Source organism: Streptomyces tsukubensis (assembly GCF_003932715.1).
Classification (GTDB): Bacteria; Actinomycetota; Actinomycetes; order Streptomycetales; family Streptomycetaceae; genus Streptomyces; species Streptomyces tsukubensis.
This window is the reverse complement of record NZ_CP020700.1, coordinates 1,762,739-1,783,231: the sequence shown is the minus strand read 5'-3', so window position 1 is coordinate 1,783,231 and position 20,493 is coordinate 1,762,739. Positions and strand designations below refer to the sequence as shown.

The 20,493-nt window shown below is 71.1% G+C and carries 14 protein-coding genes and 1 tRNA gene; 5 read left to right on the top strand and 10 right to left on the bottom strand.

Annotation, left to right across the window (positions count from 1 at the left end; genetic code table 11):
* Positions 1 to 72: 72 nt before the first annotated feature.
* Positions 73 to 145: transfer RNA gene (locus B7R87_RS06475), tRNA-Leu, on the bottom strand.
* 99 nt (positions 146 to 244) lie between these two features.
* Here B7R87_RS06475 and B7R87_RS06470 point away from each other — a divergent pair.
* On the top strand, positions 245 to 898 hold the full coding sequence (locus tag B7R87_RS06470) for an ANTAR domain-containing response regulator (protein WP_006349881.1): 654 nt from the start codon (positions 245 to 247) through the stop codon (positions 896 to 898).
* 187 nt (positions 899 to 1,085) lie between these two features.
* On the opposite strand, the gene B7R87_RS06465 is transcribed toward B7R87_RS06470, so the two are convergent.
* The 7 genes from B7R87_RS06465 to B7R87_RS06435 all read right to left on the bottom strand — a co-directional run bounded on the left by B7R87_RS06465 (position 1,086) and on the right by B7R87_RS06435 (position 10,609).
* The gene (locus tag B7R87_RS06465) at positions 1,086 to 1,802 is read right to left on the bottom strand and encodes an ABC transporter ATP-binding protein (protein ID WP_006349882.1); all 717 of its coding nucleotides are present in this window, start codon (positions 1,800 to 1,802) and stop codon (positions 1,086 to 1,088) included.
* The gene (locus tag B7R87_RS06460) at positions 1,799 to 2,722 is read right to left on the bottom strand and encodes an ABC transporter ATP-binding protein (protein ID WP_040916614.1); all 924 of its coding nucleotides are present in this window, start codon (positions 2,720 to 2,722) and stop codon (positions 1,799 to 1,801) included. The genes B7R87_RS06465 and B7R87_RS06460 overlap by 4 nt, the downstream gene beginning before the upstream one ends.
* Positions 2,723 to 2,727: 5 nt before the next feature.
* On the bottom strand, positions 2,728 to 4,461 hold the full coding sequence (locus tag B7R87_RS06455; RefSeq protein ID WP_006349884.1) for a branched-chain amino acid ABC transporter permease: 1,734 nt from the start codon (positions 4,459 to 4,461) through the stop codon (positions 2,728 to 2,730).
* A 5-nt stretch (positions 4,462 to 4,466) separates the two neighbouring features.
* The gene (locus B7R87_RS06450) at positions 4,467 to 5,399 is read right to left on the bottom strand and encodes a branched-chain amino acid ABC transporter permease (RefSeq protein WP_006349885.1); all 933 of its coding nucleotides are present in this window, start codon (positions 5,397 to 5,399) and stop codon (positions 4,467 to 4,469) included.
* Positions 5,400 to 5,495: 96 nt separating this feature from the next.
* Positions 5,496 to 6,731: a branched-chain amino acid ABC transporter substrate-binding protein gene (locus B7R87_RS06445; RefSeq protein WP_040916612.1), complete on the bottom strand. Its 1,236-nt coding sequence runs from the start codon at positions 6,729 to 6,731 to the stop codon at positions 5,496 to 5,498.
* Positions 6,732 to 7,701: 970 nt separating this feature from the next.
* A complete protein-coding gene (locus B7R87_RS06440) occupies positions 7,702 to 8,199 on the bottom strand; it encodes a PaaI family thioesterase (protein ID WP_006349887.1) in 498 nt (165 codons plus the stop codon).
* A 130-nt stretch (positions 8,200 to 8,329) separates the two neighbouring features.
* Positions 8,330 to 10,609, bottom strand: coding sequence for an FdhF/YdeP family oxidoreductase (locus B7R87_RS06435; RefSeq protein ID WP_006349888.1), 2,280 nt, complete (start codon positions 10,607 to 10,609; stop codon positions 8,330 to 8,332).
* Between the two features lie 218 nt (positions 10,610 to 10,827).
* Here B7R87_RS06435 and polA point away from each other — a divergent pair, with 218 nt between their 5' ends.
* The 4 genes from polA (at position 10,828) to B7R87_RS06415 (ending at position 16,868) form a co-directional block, all read left to right on the top strand.
* Positions 10,828 to 13,566 carry a DNA polymerase I gene (polA, locus tag B7R87_RS06430; protein ID WP_006349889.1) on the top strand — a complete coding sequence of 913 codons (2,739 nt, stop codon included), beginning with the start codon at positions 10,828 to 10,830 and terminating at the stop codon, positions 13,564 to 13,566.
* Positions 13,567 to 13,806: 240 nt separating this feature from the next.
* Positions 13,807 to 15,588: a lytic transglycosylase domain-containing protein gene (locus tag B7R87_RS06425; protein ID WP_006349890.1), complete on the top strand. Its 1,782-nt coding sequence runs from the start codon at positions 13,807 to 13,809 to the stop codon at positions 15,586 to 15,588.
* 169 nt (positions 15,589 to 15,757) lie between these two features.
* Positions 15,758 to 15,895 carry an SPW_0924 family protein gene (locus B7R87_RS06420; protein WP_006349891.1) on the top strand — a complete coding sequence of 46 codons (138 nt, stop codon included), beginning with the start codon at positions 15,758 to 15,760 and terminating at the stop codon, positions 15,893 to 15,895.
* A gap of 10 nt (positions 15,896 to 15,905) precedes the next feature.
* Entirely contained in the window at positions 15,906 to 16,868 is a 963-nt protein-coding gene (locus B7R87_RS06415) for a DUF3068 domain-containing protein (RefSeq protein WP_006349892.1), read from the top strand.
* Between the two features lie 47 nt (positions 16,869 to 16,915).
* On the opposite strand, the gene hrpB is transcribed toward B7R87_RS06415, so the two are convergent.
* Both hrpB and B7R87_RS06405 read right to left on the bottom strand, forming a co-directional pair.
* Positions 16,916 to 19,465: an ATP-dependent helicase HrpB gene (gene hrpB / locus B7R87_RS06410; RefSeq protein WP_130584541.1), complete on the bottom strand. Its 2,550-nt coding sequence runs from the start codon at positions 19,463 to 19,465 to the stop codon at positions 16,916 to 16,918.
* 102 nt (positions 19,466 to 19,567) lie between these two features.
* Positions 19,568 to 20,461, bottom strand: a complete 894-nt coding sequence (locus B7R87_RS06405; RefSeq protein WP_006349895.1) for a class I SAM-dependent methyltransferase — start codon at positions 20,459 to 20,461, stop codon at positions 19,568 to 19,570.
* Positions 20,462 to 20,493 lie beyond the last annotated feature (32 nt).

Genomic DNA, 20,493 nt, shown 5'->3' with positions numbered 1-20,493 from the left:
GGACGCCCCCGGAAACGCCTCGGGCCCCTCCGAAGAGGGGCCCGATACGTGACCTTGGAATCAAAGTTAAAGTACCCCGGGTGGGATTCGAACCCACGCTGGATGGTGTTTGAGACCATTGCCTCTACCGCTGGGCTACCGGGGCATCCTTGGAAACAAAGGGAAGCTAGCCCCCTTCGTGCCCCAACCATACAGGAGCTGGGTAGTCTCGTGGGGAGTAGCCTGCCTTGGAATGAGGAGTCCCGTGACCGCCCCCGACCAGCCGACCTCCGTCCCCGAAGACGACACGTCGCACGTCCCGCCGCAGACCACCCGCGTGGTCATCGCGGAGGACGAGGCCCTCATCCGGCTCGACCTCAAAGAGATGCTGGAGGAGGAGGGCTACACGGTCGTGGGTGAGGCCGGAGACGGCCAGAAGGCCGTCGACCTGGCCCGTGAGCACCGCCCGGACCTCGTCATCCTCGATGTGAAGATGCCCGTACTCGACGGCATCTCCGCCGCCGAGAAGATCGCCGGCGAATCCATCGCCCCCGTGCTGATGCTGACCGCCTTCTCCCAGCGCGAACTGGTCGAACGCGCCCGCGACGCCGGGGCGATGGCCTATCTCGTCAAGCCGTTCAGCAAGAGCGACGTGGTGCCCGCCATCGAGATGGCGGTCTCCCGCTTCGCCGAACTGAAGGCGCTGGAGAAGGAGGTCGCCGACCTCTCCCAGCGGCTGGAGACCCGTAAGGTCGTCGACCGCGCCAAGAGCGTGCTCCAGACCGAGTACGGACTCAACGAGCCCGCCGCCTTCCGCTGGATCCAGAAGACCTCCATGGACCGGCGGCTCTCGATGCAGCAGGTTGCCGAGGCGGTCATCGCGGACTCCGAAGAGAAGAAGGCCGCGAAGGGACAGTAGCGGCGGTACGGTTCCGGCGCACCCGCCCGGCACCCGGCCCGGTCCCCGGCACCGACCGGCCCACCCCACGGCGAAGGGCCCGCATCCCCTCGGGGACGCGGGCCCTTCGCCGTACCACGGCCCGGTTCGCCTCCGGGGCGCAACGCGCCCCTTCGGCTCACCCGCCGATCCGTACCGCCGGCGGCGATCAGTCCTCGCCGAGATACGCCTTGCGGACCGACTCGTCGTGCAGAAGCTGCTCACCGGAGCCCGACAGCACCACCTTGCCGACCTCCATCACATGACCGCGGTCGGCCAGCGAGAGCGCCGCCTGGGCGTTCTGCTCGACCAGCAGGATCGTGGTGCCCTGCGACCGCAGTTCGGTGATCGTCGACATGATCTTCTGCATCATGATCGGCGACAGTCCCATCGAGGGCTCGTCGAGCATCAGCAGCTTCGGCCGCGACATCAGCGCCCGGCCCATGGCGAGCATCTGCTGCTCACCGCCGGACAGGGTGCCCGCGGCCTGCTTGCTCCGCTCCCGCAGGATCGGGAAGAGCTCGTAGGCCCGCTCGATGTCCTGGGCGATGCCCGCCTTGTCCGACCGGAGGAACGCTCCGAGCTGGAGGTTCTCCGCGATCGACAGCCGGGGGAAGATATGCCGCCCCTCGGGGGAGTGGGCCAGCCCCAGCGCCACGATCTTATGGGCCGGGATGCCGTCGAGCGGTTTGCCGTCGAAGACGATCCGGCCGCCGGCCGGCTTCAGCAGCCCCGACAGGGTGCGCAGGGTCGTGGTCTTCCCCGCGCCGTTGGTCCCGATCAGAGTGACGACCTGACCGGCCTCGACGCTGAAGGAGATGCCCTTCACGGCCTCGATCTTGCCGTAGGCGACCCGGAGGTCCTCGACCTCAAGCAGTGCGGTCACGGGGTCTCCTTCTCCGGGCCGGTGGTACGGGTGGTGCTCTCGCGGCCCTCGGATACGGCGTCGGCCGGGGTGCTCGCGGCGGCCTCGGCCTCCGCCGCCTCCACTTCGGCCACCTCCTCGGCACCGGGCGCGCCCTCGAAGGGCGTCCCCAGATAGGCGGCGACCACCCGGTCGTCGCCCTGGACGACCTCCGGCGAACCCTCCACGAGCTTCTCGCCCTGGACCAGACAGGCCACCCGGTCGCAGAGGTTGAAGATGAACCGCATGTCGTGCTCGATCACGAGCACCGCGATGCCCTGGTCCCGGATGGCGAAGATCAGATCCTCGGCCGCCCGGGTCTCCTGCGGGTTCATGCCCGCGGTCGGCTCGTCGAGCAGCAGCAGCCCGGGGTCGCTCGCCAGCGCGCGGGCGATCTCCAGCTTGCGCTGCTCACCGTAGGGGAGGTTACGGGCCAGATGGTCGGCCTTCGCCGCGAGACCGGTGAACTCCAGCAGCTCCATGGCCCGTTCGCGGGACTCGGCCTCGGCCCGCTTGAAGCCGGGGCCGCGGAGCAGCGCGGACCACAGGCCCTCCTTGGTCCGGGTGTGCCGGCCGACGAGGACGTTCTCCAGGACGGTCATATTGGAGAAGAGCCGGATGTTCTGGAAGGTCCGGGCCACTCCCGCCTGGGTGACCAGATGCGGTTTGGGCGGCAGGACGGTGCCCTTGTAGCTCACCCGTCCCTCGGTGGGGACGTACAGCCCCGTCAGACAGTTGAAGAAGGTCGTCTTCCCGGCGCCGTTGGGGCCGATCAGTCCGACGATCTCGCCCGAGTTGACGGTGAGGTCGACCGAGCGCACGGCGGTCAGTCCGCCGAAGCGCATGGTGACACCGCTGGCGTCCAGCACGGTCTCGGCCGTGGTCGTGGTGGTGGTCGTCATGACGGTCACGCCCCCGCCTTGCTGAGGCCGACACCCGAGCCGGAGCCGCCCTGGTCGGATGGGTCGTCATCGCCCTCGTGGTACTCCAGCTGGGCCCGCCGGTTGGCGATCAGGCCCTCCGGCCGGAAGCGCATCAGCAGGATCAGCGCGATGCCGAAGCCGAGGAGCTGGTAGTCGGCGAGGAAGTCGAGCTTCGCCGGGATCATGTACAGCAGCGCGGCGCCCAGCAGCGGACCGCTGACCGTGCCCATACCGCCGAGGATCACCGCGGCCAGCAGGAAGGCCGAGTTCGGCGGGACCGGCCCGGCGAACTGGTACATCTCCGGGACGACGGTGTGCTGGACATGGGCCTGGACGGTGCCGGCCAGACCGGCGAGGAAGGCGCCGAGCGCGAAGGCGATCAGCTTGACCCGGAAGCCGTTGATGCCCATGGCCGTCGCCGCGGTCTCGTCCTCGCGGATGGCGACCCAGGCCCGGCCCATCCGGGAGTCCTCGGCCCGCTTGAACACCATCACCACGACCACGGTGACCAGCAGCATCAGCAGGTAGTAGTTGGCGTAGGAGCCCAGCTCGAAGCCGAGGACGGTGTGCGGCTCGCCGAAGTTGAACCCGAAGAACTCCAGATCGGGGATGTTCGGGATGCCGTTGGGGCCGTTGGTGATGTCGGGGCCGGAGTCGCCGTCGAGGTTGAGCATGGCGATCCGGAAGATCTCGCCGAAGCCCAGGGTCACGATGGCGAGGTAGTCGCCGCGCAGCCGCAGGGTGGGGGCACCGATGATGACGCCGAAGACCAGCGAGACCACACCGCCGGTGATGACGGCGGCCCAGAACGGGAAGTGGATGTCGAACGCCGAGGCCGTGGAGCCGGAGACCAGGGCCGCGGTGTACGCGCCGACGCCGAGGAAGGCGACGTAGCCCAGGTCGAGCAGACCGGCGAGACCGACGACGATGTTCAGACCCAGGGCCACCGTCGCGAAGATCAGGATGTTGACCGCGATCAGGGTGTACGTGTCGGTGTTCTGGGTGAAGGGGAACGCGGCCGCGGCGGCGAACGCCGAGATCACGGTGATCTGGCGGTAGCGGGCCGTCAGGGCCGACAGCCGGGCCAGCAGACCGGACCTGTTCAGACCGGCCATGGCGAAGCCGACGAGGATCAGATAGCCGGTGAACAGCTCGGCGTACTCGGTGTCGATGCCGTACGTGATCACGTACAGGCCCAGCGCGAAGACGCCCACGATGATCAGGATCTCGGCCCAGGAGGGCAGTTCCTTGGGGCGCGTGACCTGACGGGTGTCGTCGGGGAGCGCGAAGGCGGCCAGCGGTACGGCGGAGACGACCAGGGCCACGAAGCCGCCCGGCTCCAGATTGGCCAGTCCGCCGAGTTTGTACGCGATGGCGACGATGGTGTAACCGGTGGTGCCGAAGGCGCCGAGGGCGAGCATGCGCAGGGCCCGGGCCGAACCGGCGGGCACCAGCCAGCCGAGGCCCTTGACGCCCAGACCGGCCAGCGCGAACACGGTGACCAGCAGGCCGGCGACGAGGCTGAGGATCTGCAGGCCGCCGGGGTAGCCGTAGACCGTCAGATCGCCGGGGAACTCGTCGGTGTAGGTCCAGGCGAGCAGGGTGCTGATGACGGTGGCGACACCGCCGGCCGCCACGACCGTGCGCAGCATCCGGGCGCGGGACTCGGCGTCCGCGGGTGCGGTGGAGCCGGCGGTGGGGGAGGTCTGTGTGGTCATCTCTCTCACGCCCGATCCGCGACGCGCTCACCGAGCAGGCCCTGGGGCCGCACGAGGAGCACAAGGATGAGAAGGACGAAGGCCCAGACGTTGGCCCAGGCGCCGCCGCCGAGCTGCTGCATCCCGGGGATCTCGGCGACGTACGCGATGGACAGTGCCTCCGCGACGCCGAGGACGATCCCGCCGACCATGGCCCCGTAGATATTGCCGATACCGCCGAGGACAGCGGCCGTGAAGGCCTTCAGCCCGAGGATGAAGCCCATCTCGAACTGGATCTGGCCCTTGTCCAGACCGTAGGCGACGGCCGCGATCGCGGCGAAGCCCGCACCGATGGCGAAGGCCATCACGATGATGCGGTCGGTGTTGATGCCCATCAGCTTGGCCGTGTCCGGGTCCTGCGCGGTGGCCTGCATGGCGCGGCCGCTGCGGCTCTTGGAGACGAACAGCCCGAGCGCGAGCATGCAGAGCGGGGCGAGGACCAGCACGAAGAGATCCGCCCGCTGGAGGTGCAGATTCTCGGTGATCTCGAAGGACTTGCCCGCGAACTCGGGGAAGCTGCGGGCCTTCTTGGCGTCCGGGTACCAGGCCCAGACGATCTGCTGGAGGGCGATGGACAGGCCGATCGCGGTGATCAGCGGGGCCAGCCTGGGGGCACCTCGGAGAGGCCGATAGGCGAACCTTTCCGCCGCGGTCGCGACGGCGACCGCCGTGATGGCTCCACCGATGATCATCACCGGGATCGCGACGATCAGCGAACTCCCGTCGGGGAGGATCAGATAGGCGGTGAGGGCGCCGAAGCCCCCGATCATAAAGATCTCGCCGTGGGCGAAGTTGATGAGCTGGACGATGCCGTAGACCATGGTGTACCCGATGGCTATGAGGCCGTAGAGGGCACCGAGGGCAAGGCCGTTCGCCAGCTGTTGCGGCAGTTCGTTCACCGCAGAGCCTCCGATGAGCGTGTCGGATATGACTCCGCGCGAGGGCGCTGTTTGCACCCTCGCGCGGCTGGGGTCAGATGCTGGGGGCCGGTCGGCTCAGTCCTGGAGAGTGGCGTTCTTGATGGACTTCCACTCGCCCTTCTCCACCCGGTACACGGTGAGCTGCTTGTTCGTGGTGTCACCGAACTCGTCGAAGGAGACCTTGCCGGTCACTCCGTCGAAGGAGACCTTGGAGAGCGCCTCGGTCACCTTGGCGCGGGCGTCGCTCGGGACCTTGCCGTCGTTCTCCGCGACGACTGCCTTCACTGCCTGGATGATGGCCCAGGCGGCGTCGTAGGAGTAGCCGCCGTAGGCCGCGTACGGGTCCTTGTAGCCGCCCGCCTTGTAGTCGTCGATGAACTTCTTCGCGGTCGGCAGCATTTCGATCGGGTAGCCGACGGAGGTGGCCAGGTCGCCGTCGTTCGACTGGCCGGAGGCCTTGATGTACGCCGGGTCGTAGAGCGCGTCGCCGCCCATGGTCGGCACATTGGCGCCGGCCTTCTTGATCTGGTCGGCCAGCAGACCGCCCTCGGGGTACTGACCGCCGAAGAAGACCGAGTCGGCGCCCGAGGCCTTGATCTTGTCGGCCGCGGGGGAGAAGTCCGTCTCCTTGACCGTGACCTTGTCGGTGCCCACCACGGTGCCGCCGAGCTTCTTGAACTCGTCCGCGAAGATCGCCGCGAGGCCGGCACCGTAGGTCTGCTTGTCGTCGACGACGAAGACCTTCTTCTTCTTCGCCTCGTTGAACAGGTACTGGGCGGCGAACTTGCCCTGGATGACGTCCGTGGTGGCGGTACGGAAGTAGGTCTTGAACGGACGCTTCTTGTCGCCGGAGCCCCAGTTGTCGCCCTGGGACAGGGCCGGGTTGGTGTTGGCGGGCGAGATCTGCGCCAGGTTGGCCTTGGCGAAGTCACCCTGCATCGACTGGGCGACGCCCGAGTTCAGCGGGCCGACGACGCCGAGGACGTCCTTGTTGGCGACCAGCTTGATCGCGTTCTGCTGGCCGGAGGCGGGCAGCGCCTGGTCGTCGTAGGACTCGACCTTGAACTCGACGCCCGGGACCACGTTCTCCTTGTTCGCGGTCTTGGCCGCGAGGTCCACGGAGTTCTTGATGCCCTGGCCGAGCGCGGAGAGCGAGCCGGTCAGCGGGGCGTCGATGCCGATGACCACGGTGGTCTTGCCACCGCCGCTGTCGCTGCCCTTCTTGTCGTCATCGCGCGATCCGCAGGCGGTGAGGGTGAGTGCTCCCGTCGTGACCACGGCGGTAAGTATGAGCAAGGAACGGTTTCGCACGATATGTCCTCTCCCTGGCACGGCCCTCCCCCTAGAGGTGCCGTTTGGTCGCCGGGCCGAACGGGAATGCGCGGTGCTGATATGCGCCCGGCGGCGCGGTAACTGGCCGTGACTCTAAGGGGAGGGGGTTGGGCAGGGCACTAGGGAAGTCAGGATGTGACGTTCTTGTTATCGAGGTCGAATATCGGTGTGCCCGAATGAGGGCCCGGTGAGGTGTTCCTGCCCGGTCGTCGGTGACCACATCGTGAGAACGCCCTGTTCCGCTAAGGCCCTTGAGGCAATCTTGGTCCTGTCAGGCCCACTATCACGTCTTTCCGGGCCCGCTGACCGTCCGATAGTCGGTGAGGGGCGGAAGGGCGCTTTTCGGACGCCGAGGCCGGTTACCGAGAGTGAAATTCTCCGCGGGGGCGCGATCTCTTATATGGCATATGCATGCACCCTGGCGCGGGGGGCGGTGTGAACACCGCGACGGGGTACGGGTGTTCGCGGGCGCTCCCGCGGCGGTCCGTCAGCCGGCCCTCGGGGCGCGGCGATCGACCCGCGTAGACGCATCACGACTGGTGAGATGTCCCTGTCATGACCGGGGTGGCGCCGGGCCGCGCCCCCGCCGTCCTTCCCGCGGGCGCCCCGCGGGTGACGATCGGTCGGCGGCCGGAGGCGGCATCGGGCGACGGCGGTGACGGCGGTATGACGTCTGTGTGTCGGGCATCCGAAGGGCGGCGGAGGCTGCAGCCTTCGAAGATCACGGAGAGTGCGGGCGCCGCCACGGCCGCGCCGGTCCCGACGGGGCCCCCGCGGCCCGCGAAGGGTGGGGAAGGGGAGGCTGCGGGGGCGCCCGGGACGGAGCCTCGCCGGGGGTCCAGCAGGGCGCGCATCCGGGCGGCGGGCGTGGGGAAATACCGTAAAAAGCGCAGAATGTGCAGAGGTGGGGCGCCCGGGAAATCACCCGGTGCGCCCCGGTGTGCGACGGTCAGACGGTACGGCCCCGCTCCGGGACCCGGTCGGCATCCGCGGGGACGACGTCCCGCAGCATGCACGTCAGCCGGGCCGTGCAGACCCGCTTCTCCTGCTCGTCGGTGATCACGATCTCGTACGTCGCCGTCGACCTGCCCCGGTGGACGGCCGTCGCGACCCCGGTGACCAGCCCGGAACGGACCCCCCGGTGGTGGGTGCAGTTGAGGTCCACCCCCACGGCCATCCGGTCGCTGCGGCCGTGGAGCATGGCGCCGACCGACCCGAGCGTCTCCGCCAGCACCGCGGACGCCCCGCCGTGCAGCAGCCCGTACGGCTGGGTGTTCCCCTCCACCGGCATCGTGCCCACGACCCGCTCCGCCGAGGCCTCCAGGATCCGTACGCCCATCCGGTCGCCCAGATGCCCCGCCGAGAACAGCGCGGGCAGGTCCACCCCCAGCGCCGCGTACTCGTCGACGATGTCCTGCGGGAACTGCGCGGTGTGGTGCTCGCCCATGGGTCCGGCTCCGATCTCGGTCGTTCCAGTGCATTGGCTGCTGCTGCATGCACCGTCATATCAGATGCCTGAGCGGGCGCTTAGTGCGCCTGGCGTGCGGTTGACCACACCCCGCAGCGCCCGCGGTGCATCAGTCGTCGCGCGGCTCCAGCCGCACCACGACCGACTTCGACGCGGGCGTATTACTGGTGTCCGCCGTCGAGTCCAGGGGCACCAGGACATTCGTCTCCGGGTAGTACGCCGCCGCGCAGCCCCGCGCGGTCGGATAGTGCACCACCCGGAAACCGGGCGCCCGGCGCTCCACCCCGTCCCGCCACTCGCCCACCAGATCCACGTACGCCCCGTCCGCAAGCCCCAGCCGGCCGGCGTCCTCCGGATGCACCAGCACGACCCGGCGCCCGCCCCGCACCCCGCGATAGCGGTCGTCCAGCCCGTACACCGTGGTGTTGTACTGGTCGTGGGAGCGCAGGGTCTGCAGCAGCAGCCGCCCCTCCGGCACCCGCGGGTACTCCACGGGAGCGGCCGTGAAATTGGCCCGGCCCGTGGCCGTCGGGAAGCGGCGCTCGTCGCGGGGCGCGTGCGGCAGGGTGAAACCACCCGGGCGGGCCACCTTCGTATTGAAGTCCTCGAAACCGGGGACCACCCGCGCGATGCGGTCGCGGATCGCGCCGTAATCCCGCTCGAACTCCTCCCACGGCGTCCCCGATCCACTGCCGAGGACCGCCCGCGCCAGCCGGGCCACGATCGCCGGCTCCGACAGCAGCGAAGGGCTCGCGGGCGGCAGATTGCCCCGCGAGGCGTGCACCATCCCCATCGAGTCCTCCACGGTGACGAACTGTCGTCCGCCGGACTGCACGTCCCGGTCCGTACGGCCGAGGGTCGGCAGGATCAGCGCCCGCCGGCCGGTGACCACATGGGAGCGGTTGAGCTTGGTGGACACCTGGACCGTCAGCCGGGCGCGGCGCAGCGCCGCCTCGGTCACCGCCGTATCGGGCGAGGCGGCGACGAAGTTGCCGCCCATCGCGAAGAACACCTTCGCGTCCCCGTCCCGCAGCGCCCGGATCGACCGCACCACGTCGAAGCCGTGGTGCCGCGGCGGGGCGAAGCCGAACTCCTTCTCCAGCGCGTCGAGGAACGCGGGCGCGGGCCGTTCGAAGATGCCCATCGTCCGGTCGCCCTGCACATTGGAGTGCCCCCGCACCGGACACACCCCGGCGCCCGGCCTGCCCACCGCACCCCGCAGCAGCAGGAAGTTCACCACTTCGCGGATGGTGGCCACGGCATGTTTGTGCTGGGTCAGGCCCATCGCCCAGCAGACCACGGTCCGCTCCGACGCCAGCACCAGCTCCAGCGCCCGTTCGATCTCGGCCCGGTCCAGACCGGTCGCGGTGAGGGTCTCGGCCCAGTCCGCCGACCGGGCGGCGGCGGCGAACTCCTCGAAACCGTGGGTGTGCTCACGGACGAACTCCTCGTCCACCGCCCCCTCGGTCTCGACGATCAGCCGGTTGAGGAGCCGGAACAGCGCCTGGTCGCCGCCGATGCGGATCTGGAGGAACAGATCGGCCAGCGGGGTGCCCCGCAGCAGGCTCAGCGGGTTCTGGGGGTTCTTGAACCGCTGGAGACCCGCCTCCGGCAGCGGGTTCACCGAGATGATCCGCGCGCCCGCCGCCTTCGCCTTCTCCAGCGCGATCAGCATCCGGGGATGGTTCGTACCGGGATTCTGCCCGGCGACCACGATCAGATCCGCCCGGTGGAGATCCTCCAGCGAGACGCTGCCCTTGCCGACGCCGAGGGTCTCGGTCAGCGCCGAACCCGACGACTCGTGGCACATGTTCGAGCAGTCGGGCAGATTGTTCGTACCGAACTCCCTGACGAACAGCTGGAACAGGAACGCGGCCTCGTTGCTGGTCCGCCCCGAGGTGTAGAACACGGCCTCGTCGGGGGAGGAGAGCGCGGCCAGCTCCTCCGCGACGACGGCGAAGGCCTGCTCCCAGCTCACCGGCGTGTAGTGATCAGCGCCCTCGGCGAGGTACATCGGTTCGGTGATCCGGCCCTGCTGCCCCAGCCAGTAGCCGCTGCGCCCGGCCAGCTCCGTCACCGGATGCTCCGCGAAGAACTCCGGCGTCACCCGGCGCAGGGTAGCCTCTTCGGCTACGGCCTTCGCGCCGTTCTCGCAGAACTCCGCGCGGTGGCGCTTGCCGGACTCCTCCGGCCAGGCGCAGCCGGGACAGTCGAAACCGTCCTTCTGATTGACCTTGAGCAGGGTCCGCAGGGAGCGGGCCGCGCCCATCTGCTCCCCGGCGACCCGCACCGTGTGGGCGACGGCCGGGAGACCTGCCGCGGCCCGGCCGGGCGGGCCGATCACGGGTGCGTCCTGCGCCGGGTCGTCCGCGGGCGGCTTGGTGACCATCGTGCTCCCCTCGGTCGGGGCCGGGCCCTTCCACGGCGGGCTCCGGCGGGGCCGGAACCCTGCGCCGTCGGAGCCGGGCCGGGACACCGCCCCGGTGGGGGCCCGGCGGCCGGGTGGTTCCGGTCCGGTGTCATCCTGTCACGGACCGGTGACGGCGCCGCGGCCCGGCGAGCACGCCGTGGCCGTCATTGTCAGTGGGGCGTGGCAGGATCGTCTCCGTGGCTGAGACGGCATCGAAGAAGACCCCCCGGACCCCCGACGGCACCCAGGACGGCAGTGCGGGGCGTCCGCGCCTGCTCCTCATGGACGGGCACTCCCTGGCGTACCGGGCGTTCTTCGCGCTGCCCGCGGAGAACTTCACCACCGCGAGCGGCCAGACGACCAACGCCGTCTACGGTTTCGCGTCGATGCTGGCGAACACGCTGCGCGACGAGGCGCCCACGCACTTCGCCGTCGCGTTCGACGTGTCCCGCAAGACCTGGCGCTCCGCGGACTTCCCGGAGTACAAGGCGAACCGCTCCTCGACCCCCGACGAGTTCAAGGGCCAGGTCGAGCTGATCGGCGAACTCCTCGACACGATGAACGCGGTCCGGTTCGCCGTCGACGGCTTCGAGGCCGACGACATCATCGCCACCCTCGCCACCCGGGCCGAGGCCGCCGGGTTCGAGGTGCTGATCGTCACCGGCGACCGGGACTCCTTCCAGCTGGTCAGCGAGCACACCACCGTGCTCTACCCCACCAAGGGCGTCTCCGAGCTGACCCGCTTCACCCCCGCGAAGGTGCAGGAGAAGTACGGACTGACCCCCGCGCAGTACCCCGACTTCGCCGCGCTGCGCGGCGACCCGTCGGACAACCTCCCCGGTATCCCGGGCGTCGGTGAGAAGACCGCCACCAAGTGGATCAACCAGTACGGCTCCTTCGCCGAGCTGGTCGAGCGGGCCGACGAGGTCAAGGGCAAGGTCGGCCAGTCCCTGCGGGACCATCTGGAGGCCGTCAAGCTCAACCGGCACCTCACCGAGCTGGTCCGGGACGTCGAGCTGCCGAAGGCCGTGGCCGAGCTGGAGCGCGCCCCCTACGACCGTGCGGCGCTCCAGGGCTTCCTCGAAGTCCTGGAGATCCGCAATCCGAGCCTGCGCGAGCGGCTGCTGGCGGTCGACCCGGGTACGGCGGAGGAGGAGGCCCCGGCCCCCGCCGCCGGTATCGAACTGGACGGCTCCGTCCTCGCCACCGGTGAACTGGCCCCCTGGCTCGCCGCCCACGGCGACCGGCCGCTCGGTATGACGACCGTCGCGAGCTGGTCCCTCGGCACCGGCAGCGTCACCGAGGTCGCCCTGGCCGCCGCCGACGGCAAGGCCGCCTGGTTCGACCCCACCCGTCTCGACGAGGCCGACGAACGCGCTTTTGCCGACTGGGCGGGGGACCCCGCCCGCCCCAAGGTGCTGCACGGGGCCAAGGAGGCCCTGCGGGTCTTCCCCGAGCACGGCTGGCCCCTCGACGGCATCACCATGGACACCGCCCTCGCGGCCTATCTGGTCAAGCCCGGGCGCCGCTCCTTCGCCCTCGACGCCCTCTCCGTCGAATATCTGGGACGGGAGCTGACCCCGGCCGCCGCCGACGGCCAGCTCGCCTTCGGCACCGACGAGCACGCCGAGGCCGACGCCCTGATGGCCCAGGCCCGTGCCGTCCTCGACCTCGGCGACGCCCTGGGCACCCGGCTCACCGAGGTGGGTGCCGCCGATCTCCTCCATGACATGGAGCTGCCCACCTCCCTCCTGCTGGCCCGGATGGAGCGGTACGGCATCGCCGCCGACCGCGCCCATCTGGAGGCCATGGAGCAGCTGTTCGCCGGGGCCGTCCAGCAGGCGGTCAAGGAGGCGCACGCCGCCGTGGGCCACGAGTTCAACCTCGGCTCGCCGAAGCAGCTCCAGGAGGTCTTCTTCGGTGAGCTGAACCTGCCCAAGACCAAGAAGACCAAGACCGGTTACACGACCGACGCGGACGCGCTGGCCTGGCTCGCCGGGCAGACCGATCACGAACTGCCCGTGATCATGCTCCGCCACCGGGAGCAGGCCAGGCTCCGCTCCACCGTCGAGGGACTGATCAAGACCGTCGCCGCCGACGGCCGGATCCACACCACCTTCAGCCAGACGGTGGCCGCCACCGGCCGGCTCTCCTCCACCGATCCCAACCTCCAGAACGTGCCGGTGCGGACCGACGAGGGCCGGGCCATCCGCCGCGGCTTCGTCGTCGGTGAGGGCTTCGAGTCCCTGATGACCGCCGACTACAGCCAGATCGAACTGCGCGTGATGGCCCATCTCTCGCAGGACGAGGGCCTCATCCGGGCCTTCACCTCCGGCGAGGACCTCCACAACACCGTGGCCTCCCAGGTCTTCGGCGTCGCCACCTCCGAGGTCGACGCCGAGATGCGCCGCAAGATCAAAGCCATGTCCTACGGCCTGGCGTACGGACTCTCCGCCTTCGGCCTCTCCCAGCAGCTGAACATCGAGGCGGGCGAGGCCCGGGCCCTGATGGACACCTACTTCGAGCGCTTCGGCGGCGTCCGCGACTATCTCCACCATGTCGTGGACGAGGCCCGGGCCACCGGCTACACGGCCACCATGTTCGGCCGCCGCCGCTATCTGCCCGACCTCACCAGCGACAACCGCCAGCGCCGCGAGGCCGCCGAGCGGATGGCGCTGAACGCCCCCATCCAGGGCACCGCCGCGGACATCGTGAAGATCGCCATGCTCCGGGTGGACGCCGCGCTGCGGGAGACCGGACTGACGTCCCGTCTGCTGCTCCAGGTCCACGACGAAATCGTGCTGGAGATCTCCCCCGGCGAGCGCGAGGCCGTGGAGGCCCTGGTGCGCCGGGAGATGTCCGGCGCGGCGGAGCTGAGCGCCCCGCTCGACGTCTCCGTGGGCGTGGGCGGCGACTGGGAGTCCGCGGCGCACTGAGCTGCCACCGGAAGCCCCGGCCGTACCCGTTGGCAGGGTACGGCCGGGGCTTCCGCGTTCCGGCGGGTGCCGGCCCATGGGCCGCAGTCCGGACTTCGCCGTGGGGGAGCATCATCACCAGGTGGCGAAGTGGTGAAAAACGGTCAGGGCCCGGTACCCCGGGGGCCATGGGTGACGTAGGGTCGGCTGGGTTGACGCGTACGCGGAGCAGGGAGAACCGTCTCGGGGAGGGGACCAGGTATGGCAGCGCACTTCGGCCGCAGACTGCGCAGGGGGGCGACCACCACAGCCGTGGCCGCCGCCGCAGTGGCCGCGCTCTCGGCCTCACAGGCGCCGGGCGTCACGCACACCGTTTCGGGTGACAGCCACGGGGCGCAGGACGATGTGACCGATGAAGCGACCCCGCCGCCCGGCACTCCCGTCACCGGAGACTCTCCTTACTACACCGACCTTCCGCCGCTGAAGTCCCCCACCCCGACGGGCACTGCGCCCGGCACGGCAGGCACCCCGGGCGGCACCGCCCCGTCCGGCGCCGCCGAAGCGGGCATACCCGCGACCGTTCTCGCCGCCTACAAGCGTGCCGAGCAGACGATCGCCTCCTCGGACCCCGGCTGCAAGGTCCCCTGGCAACTGCTGGCCGCGATCGGCAAGGTGGAGTCGGGACAGGCACGCGGCGGCCGTGTCGACGCCAACGGCACCACGCTCTCCCCGATCCGCGGACCGGTCCTCAACGGCGTGGGCTTCGCCAATATCCCGGACACCGACAACGGTGCCTACGACGGCGACACCGTCTACGACCGGGCCGTCGGGCCGATGCAGTTCATCCCCTCCACCTGGGCCACCTGGGGCCAGGACGCCAACGGCGACGGCCGCAAGGACCCCAACAACATCTATGACGCGGCCCTCGCCGCGGGCCGCTACCTCTGCGCCAACGACCGGGACCTGACCCAGGCGAACGACCTCGAACGGGCGATCCTGGGCTACAACCGCTCCCGCGCGTATCTGAACACGGTCCTGTCCTGGTTCGAGTACTACAAGAAGGGCACCCACCAGGTCCCCGACGGCAGCGGAGTCCAGCCCGGCTCCAACACCCCGGACAGCGGCAGCCCCGGCAACGGCAGTGGTACGGGCGGCGGTACGACTGCACCGTCCCAGGGCGGCGGCGACACCGGCGCGCCCGTCAAGGAGCCCGCGGCGCCCGGTGGCAAGCAGCCCGGGAAGACCCCGCCGGGCCCCGCCCAGCCGCCCGGGAAGCCCAAGCCCCCGACCACCCCGCCGGCAAAGCCCGCTCCGGTCCCCGTCCTGGAGAACGCCGGCACCGGCGCCCTGACCGCCATGGCGGGCCGGGACCTGACGGAACGGGTCACCGTCCGGGTGAAGACCGAGGGCCGGCCCACCGCCGGGCAGCAGGTCCGCTTCGAGATCACCGGCACGACCGCGACCGTCTTCGCCGGGGGCAAGCGGAGCGTTGTCCTCCGTACTGCCGCCGACGGCACGGTCACCGCGCCGGTGCTGGAGGCGGGTGACCGCACCGGAACCTTCATCGTGCGCGCCACGACCGTCGCCCCGAAGCCGTCCGCCGTCGGCTTCCGCGGCAAGATCACCGTACGGGCCGCGGACAAGGTCGTCCGGGCCGACGAGAAGCCGCTGACCGCCGCTCCCGGTACCGCGTTCGCCCACCGGATCGCCGTCAAGGCGACCTACCGCGACACCGTCGCCCCCGGGGTGACCGCCGTTGCCTCCGTCGTCACCACCGGTGCCGACGGGGAACCCGTGCCCGCCGAGAAGGGCCCCTACTTCAAGGGCCCCGACGGCACCCGGCTGAACGTCCTCGGCGGACTGACCACGGCCGCCGACGGAACGCTCACCCTCCCCGAGCTGTACGCCGACGATCTGACCGGCCCCTTCCAGCTGAAGCTGGCGCTGGTGGGCGGCGCCGTACTGACGATCGACCTCACGGTCACCGCGGACCCGGCACCGACAACGTCCCCGAGCCCCTCCGCCACGGCGACAACTCCCTGACGCCCGCTCCCCGGCACCCGTCGCCCCTTCGCCGCACCCGGCGGAGGGGCGATGCCGTTGCTCCGCCCCGGTCCGGCCCGCGGGTTCTCATCTCGCGGCCCGATTGCTACGGTGCCCCGGACCTGACGATGCATCAGGTCTCTGGGATCCGACCACCGGGAGGCCGAGCATGCGCGCCCTCGTCGCCGCCGCCATCGGACTGGCCGCCGCCTTTGCCCTCGTCCTCACCGTCACCGCGATCGGCGCGCCACCGGGGGAGACCTCGCCCCGTCCCCTGCTGACCACCGTCCCCGGCCCCAAGAAGTAAGGGGCCGGTCATGCGCCGCCGCGCCGGACTCGTGCTGCTCTCCCTCGCCGTCTTCTTCGCCGCGCTCTCCCCTCTGCTGCGCTTCTACGCCTTCCCCCGGCTCGTCAAGGTCCCCCCGGGCCAGTACCAGGAGACCGTCCTCGAAGCCCGGCCCGCGACCCTGCTGAACTACGGCACCCTCCAGGCCGAACGGGTCGAGAAGATCACCATCGTCCAGACCCTCAAGGGCAATGTGGAGGAGTCCGAGAGGATCGAACGCGACGCCGGCCGCGATGTCGTCGTCTGGGACGCCCTCACCCATATCCAGGGACCCGACGGGAAGATGGTCTCCCAGATCCCCGAACGCTATGTCTTCGACGCCCACAGCCAGGCGCCCGTCCACGCCGGTGGCACATCCGTCGACGGCGACCCCGTACGGCGGGAGGGCATCGCCTACAAATGGCCCTTCCTCACGGAGAAACGGGACTACCAGTACTTCGACGCACAGACCCGCGCCTCCGCCCCCATCCACTACCGGGGCACCCGCACCTTCCGCGGGCTCGACGTCTACTACTTCGAACAGACCGTGCCCTGGACCAAGGTCCCCTTCCCCAAGAAGATGCCCATTCCCGGAGTCGACGCCACGACCCTGGAGAAGCAGACCGGCACCACCCGCTGGTACACCACCAAGCGCATGTTCTGGGTGGACCCCGTCACCGGGGCGCCCGTCAACGGCGAGGAGATCCACCAGGAGGAGCTGCGCGGCGGTACCCTCCTCGGCGGCCGGGACCGGGTCACCGCCTTCGAAGGCCATGTGAAGATGCGCCCCGACTACCTCGACCACACCGTCGAACTGGTCAAGGAACAGCGGCTGCTCGTCCTGCTGATGACCTCCTATCTGCCCCGGGGCCTTCTCGCCCTGGCGGTGATGCTGCTGGCCCTGGCCTTCCTCCTGGAGGCCCGCGCCCGCCGCCCGGCCGCCCCCGCCGGATGAGCCCTGCCGGATGACCCCGCCCGGGGCCTCCCCGAACCGGCGCGCCGTCAGCCGCCCCGGGCCGCACGGGCCCGTGTGTGCCGGGTGGGCTCGGCCTTCGAGGGATCCTCCGGCCAGGGGTGCTTCGGATACCGGCCCCGCAGCTCCGCCCGCACCGAGCGGTAGCCGTCCCGCCAGAACGAAGCCAGATCCGCGGTCACCGCGACCGGCCGCCCGGCCGGTGAGAGGAGATGCACCAGCACCGGCACCCCGGCCACCTCCGGCGTCGACTCCAGCCCGAACAGCTCCTGGAGCTTCACCGCCAGCACCGGCTGGTCCCCGCCGTAGTCCACCCGTATCAGGGAGCCGCTCGGCACGGCGATCCGCTCCGGTGCCAACCGGTCGAGACGGGCCGCCTCACCGCTCGCCCACGGCAGCAGCCTCCGCAGACACGGCTCCGCGTGGATCCGGCCCAGATCGGCCCGCCGCCGCACCCGGGAGAGCTCCGGCTCCAGCCACTCCCCGGCCCGCTCCAGCAGGGCCGCGTCCCCCGTGTCCGGCCAGGGGTCACCCACCACCCGGTACAGAAAGGCCAGCCGCTCCCTCAGGCCCCGGGCCTCCCGCGTCCAGTGCAGCAGCCCGACCCCTTCCCTGCGCAGCCCGTCGAGCACCGCGGCCCGCAGCAGTCCCGGATCGGGATCCGGCAGCGGTCGCACCGACAGCTCCACCGCCCCCAGTCTCCGCACGCTCCGGGCGACGACCTCCCCGTCCTCCCAGTGCACCTGCTCCTCCGAGACCAGCAGATGACCGGCGGCCACCCGGGCGGTCTCCTCATCGACGAGCGCCGCCAGCCTCACCCGGGCCGAGGCGGCCGAAACGGGCCGGTCCGCCACCGCCACCGCCAGCCAGGGGGCGCCCCGCAGCACCGATCCCGCCCCGACCTCCCCACGGGTGCCCGAGGCCATCAGAAACGACCCCTCTCCCCGGGAACGCGCCACCCGCTCGGGAAACGCCAGTGCCGTGACCAGCCCGGCGACCGCATCGTCCGACAGTCCGCCGCCCGCCCGCCGAGCGCCCCCGCGACCGATCGGCTCCACCGCCGCCAGCGCCGACTCCAGCCGTCGCACCTCGGCGCGCCAGCGACCCGCATAGCCGTCCCCGCCCCGCCGGGCCGTCCGCCAGGCGGTCGCCAGATCGTCCCCGTAATCCCGGGGCGGCTCCTCGCTCAGCAGCCCCACCACCTCTGCCGCCCGGCCCGCACCGACCTTCCCCGCGCCGTCCAGCAGGGCCCGGGCGAGCCGGGGATGCACCCCGAGCCGGGCCATCAGCACACCGCGCTCCGTCACCCTGCCCTCCCCGTCCACCGCGCCGACGGCCCGCAGCACCCTGCCCGCAGCGGCCATCGCGCCACCGGGCGGCGCGTCCAGCAGAGCCAGCCCCTCCGCCGACGGATCGCCCCAGCAGGCCACCCGCAGGGCAAACCCCGTCAGATCCGCGACACTGATCTCCGGCGCGGGGAAACGGGCCCGCCGGCCGTCCTCGGCCTCCGCCCAGCAGCGGTACACCGTGCCGGGGGCCTCGCGCCCGGCACGGCCGAGCCGCTGGGCCGCCCCCGCCGCCGACACCGGAACGGTCGTCAGCGATCCGAGCCCCCGCGCATGATCGGTCCGCGGCTCCCGGGCCAGCCCCGAATCCACCACGATCCGCACCCCGGGAACCGTCAGGCTCGACTCCGCGACCGAGGTGGCCAGCACCACTCTGCGCCGCTCACCCCCGCCCCGCAGCACCGCGTCCTGGACCGCGGCCGGTGCCCGCCCGTGCAGCTGGAGGACCTCCGCAGCCACCCCGTCCAGCAGCCCGGCCGTCCGGGCGATCTCTCCCGTACCCGGCAGAAAACAGAGCACGTCCCCCTCGTGCCGGGCGAGCGCCAGACGCACGGTCGCCGCGATATGCCGCAGCAGGGCCGGATCCACCCGGGTCCCGTGGGCGGGGCGGATCCCGGCCGGCGGCGGTGCGAAGTGCACCTCGCAGCCGAAGCCCTCGCCCCGCCCCCGGACCACGGGGGCGGGACCGGAGCCGTCCAACGAGGTCAGCAATCGTGCCCAGGAATCCGTGTCGGTCGTCGCCGAGGCCGCGATCAGCTCCAGCTCCGGCCGGAGCGCGGCCCGGACGTCCACCAGGAAGGCCAGTGCCGTATCGGCGTCGAGATGGCGCTCATGACACTCGTCGAGCAGGACCGTGTCCACCCCGGGCAATTCGGGATCGCGCTGGAGACGCTGGAGCAGCACCCCCGTGGTCACCACCTCGACCAGGGTCCCCGCCCCGACCCGCCGCTCGCCCCGGACCGTATAGCCGACGGCCTCACCGACCTCCTGACCCAGCAGCCAGGCCATCCGCCGGGCCGCCGCGCGCACCGCCATCCGCCGCGGCTCCGCGACCAGCACCCGCCGCCGTCTGCCGGTCCCGACCAGCCCGGCCAGCGCCAGCGGCACCAGCGTCGTCTTGCCCGTGCCCGGGGGCGCGTGCAGCACCGCGGTGCCGTGCTCGTCGAGCGCGGCCAGCAGCTCGGGGACGCAGTGGCGGACCGGGAGCCGGTCGAGTGCCTCGGTTCGGATCATGCGCTCAGTCTGGTCGTTCCCCGAGCACCGCGCCGCGGGTTGTCCACCGCTCCGACGGGTTCATCGGTTTATAGGACAAGGGGTGGGGCCGGGCCTCGGTGCTCAGTCCCGGACGCAGACGAAGATCGCCGTACCCGGAATCAGATTCCCCCTCAGCGGAGACCAGCCGCCCCACTCCTGGGCGTTCCACGCCGGCCACTCCGGCTCCACCAGGTCCACGAGCCGGAAGCCGCCCGCCACCACGTCCCGGACCCGGTCGCCGATCGTCCGGTGGTGCTCCACGTACACCGCGCGCCCCTCCTCGTCCTGCTCGACGTACGGCGTCCGGTCGAAGTACGACGCCGAGATGCTCAGCCCCTCGGGTCCGGGCTCGTCCGGGAAGGCCCAGCGGATCGGATGCGTGACCGAGAAGACCCACCGCCCACCCGGTCGCAGCACCCGGTGCACCTCGGTGAAGACGGCCACCGGATCCGCGACGAACGGCACCGCTCCGTAAGCGGAGCACGCCAGGTCGAAGGAGCCGTCGCGGAAGGGCAGGGCGCCCGCGTCGGCCTCTACCAGCTCTACCGGCACCGGCCCGCCGCCGATCCGCAGCGCGTGCTGCAGCTGGCGGTGGGAGAGGTCCAGCGCCACCGGGCGCGCCCCCTGCGCGGCGAGCCAGCGGGAGCACTGCGCCGCGCCGGCCCCGATCTCCAGAACGTCCAGGCCCTTGAGCGACTCACGGGGGCCGAGCAGCGCGGCGTCCTCCTCGTCGAGCCCCTCGGGACCCCAGACGAAGCGGTCGTCCCCCAGGAACGCGCCGTGATCGTGCTGGTACTCGTCGGCGTTCCGGTCCCACCAGCCCCGGTTCGCCCGGCTGCTCTCGGTGACCCCCGCGTCACGGCGGGTGGCCTCGGGCTCCGGTTCCGGTGTGCCCGCGGAACCGGCCGTTCCCGGCCCCCGGTCTGCTTCCGGCTCGCCGGACGGGTATGCGGGATCTCGGACGTCTTGGCTCATGTTCACCGTCGTTGTAGTTTGCGTTCGGATTG

Bases quoted from the DNA above. Each gene is read 5' to 3' on its own strand.
- hrpB (WP_130584541.1), bottom strand. From the start codon at position 19,465: ATGATCCGAACCGAGGCACTCGACCGGCTCCCGGTCCGCCACTGCGTC.
- B7R87_RS06405 (WP_006349895.1), bottom strand. From the start codon at position 20,461: ATGAGCCAAGACGTCCGAGATCCCGCATACCCGTCCGGCGAGCCGGAA.
- B7R87_RS06420 (WP_006349891.1), top strand. From the start codon at position 15,758: ATGCGCGCCCTCGTCGCCGCCGCCATCGGACTGGCCGCCGCCTTTGCC.
- B7R87_RS06435 (WP_006349888.1), bottom strand. From the start codon at position 10,609: ATGGTCACCAAGCCGCCCGCGGACGACCCGGCGCAGGACGCACCCGTG.
- B7R87_RS06440 (WP_006349887.1), bottom strand. From the start codon at position 8,199: ATGGGCGAGCACCACACCGCGCAGTTCCCGCAGGACATCGTCGACGAG.
- B7R87_RS06415 (WP_006349892.1), top strand. From the start codon at position 15,906: ATGCGCCGCCGCGCCGGACTCGTGCTGCTCTCCCTCGCCGTCTTCTTC.
- B7R87_RS06460 (WP_040916614.1), bottom strand. From the start codon at position 2,722: ATGACGACCACCACCACGACCACGGCCGAGACCGTGCTGGACGCCAGC.
- B7R87_RS06455 (WP_006349884.1), bottom strand. From the start codon at position 4,461: ATGACCACACAGACCTCCCCCACCGCCGGCTCCACCGCACCCGCGGAC.
- B7R87_RS06425 (WP_006349890.1), top strand. From the start codon at position 13,807: ATGGCAGCGCACTTCGGCCGCAGACTGCGCAGGGGGGCGACCACCACA.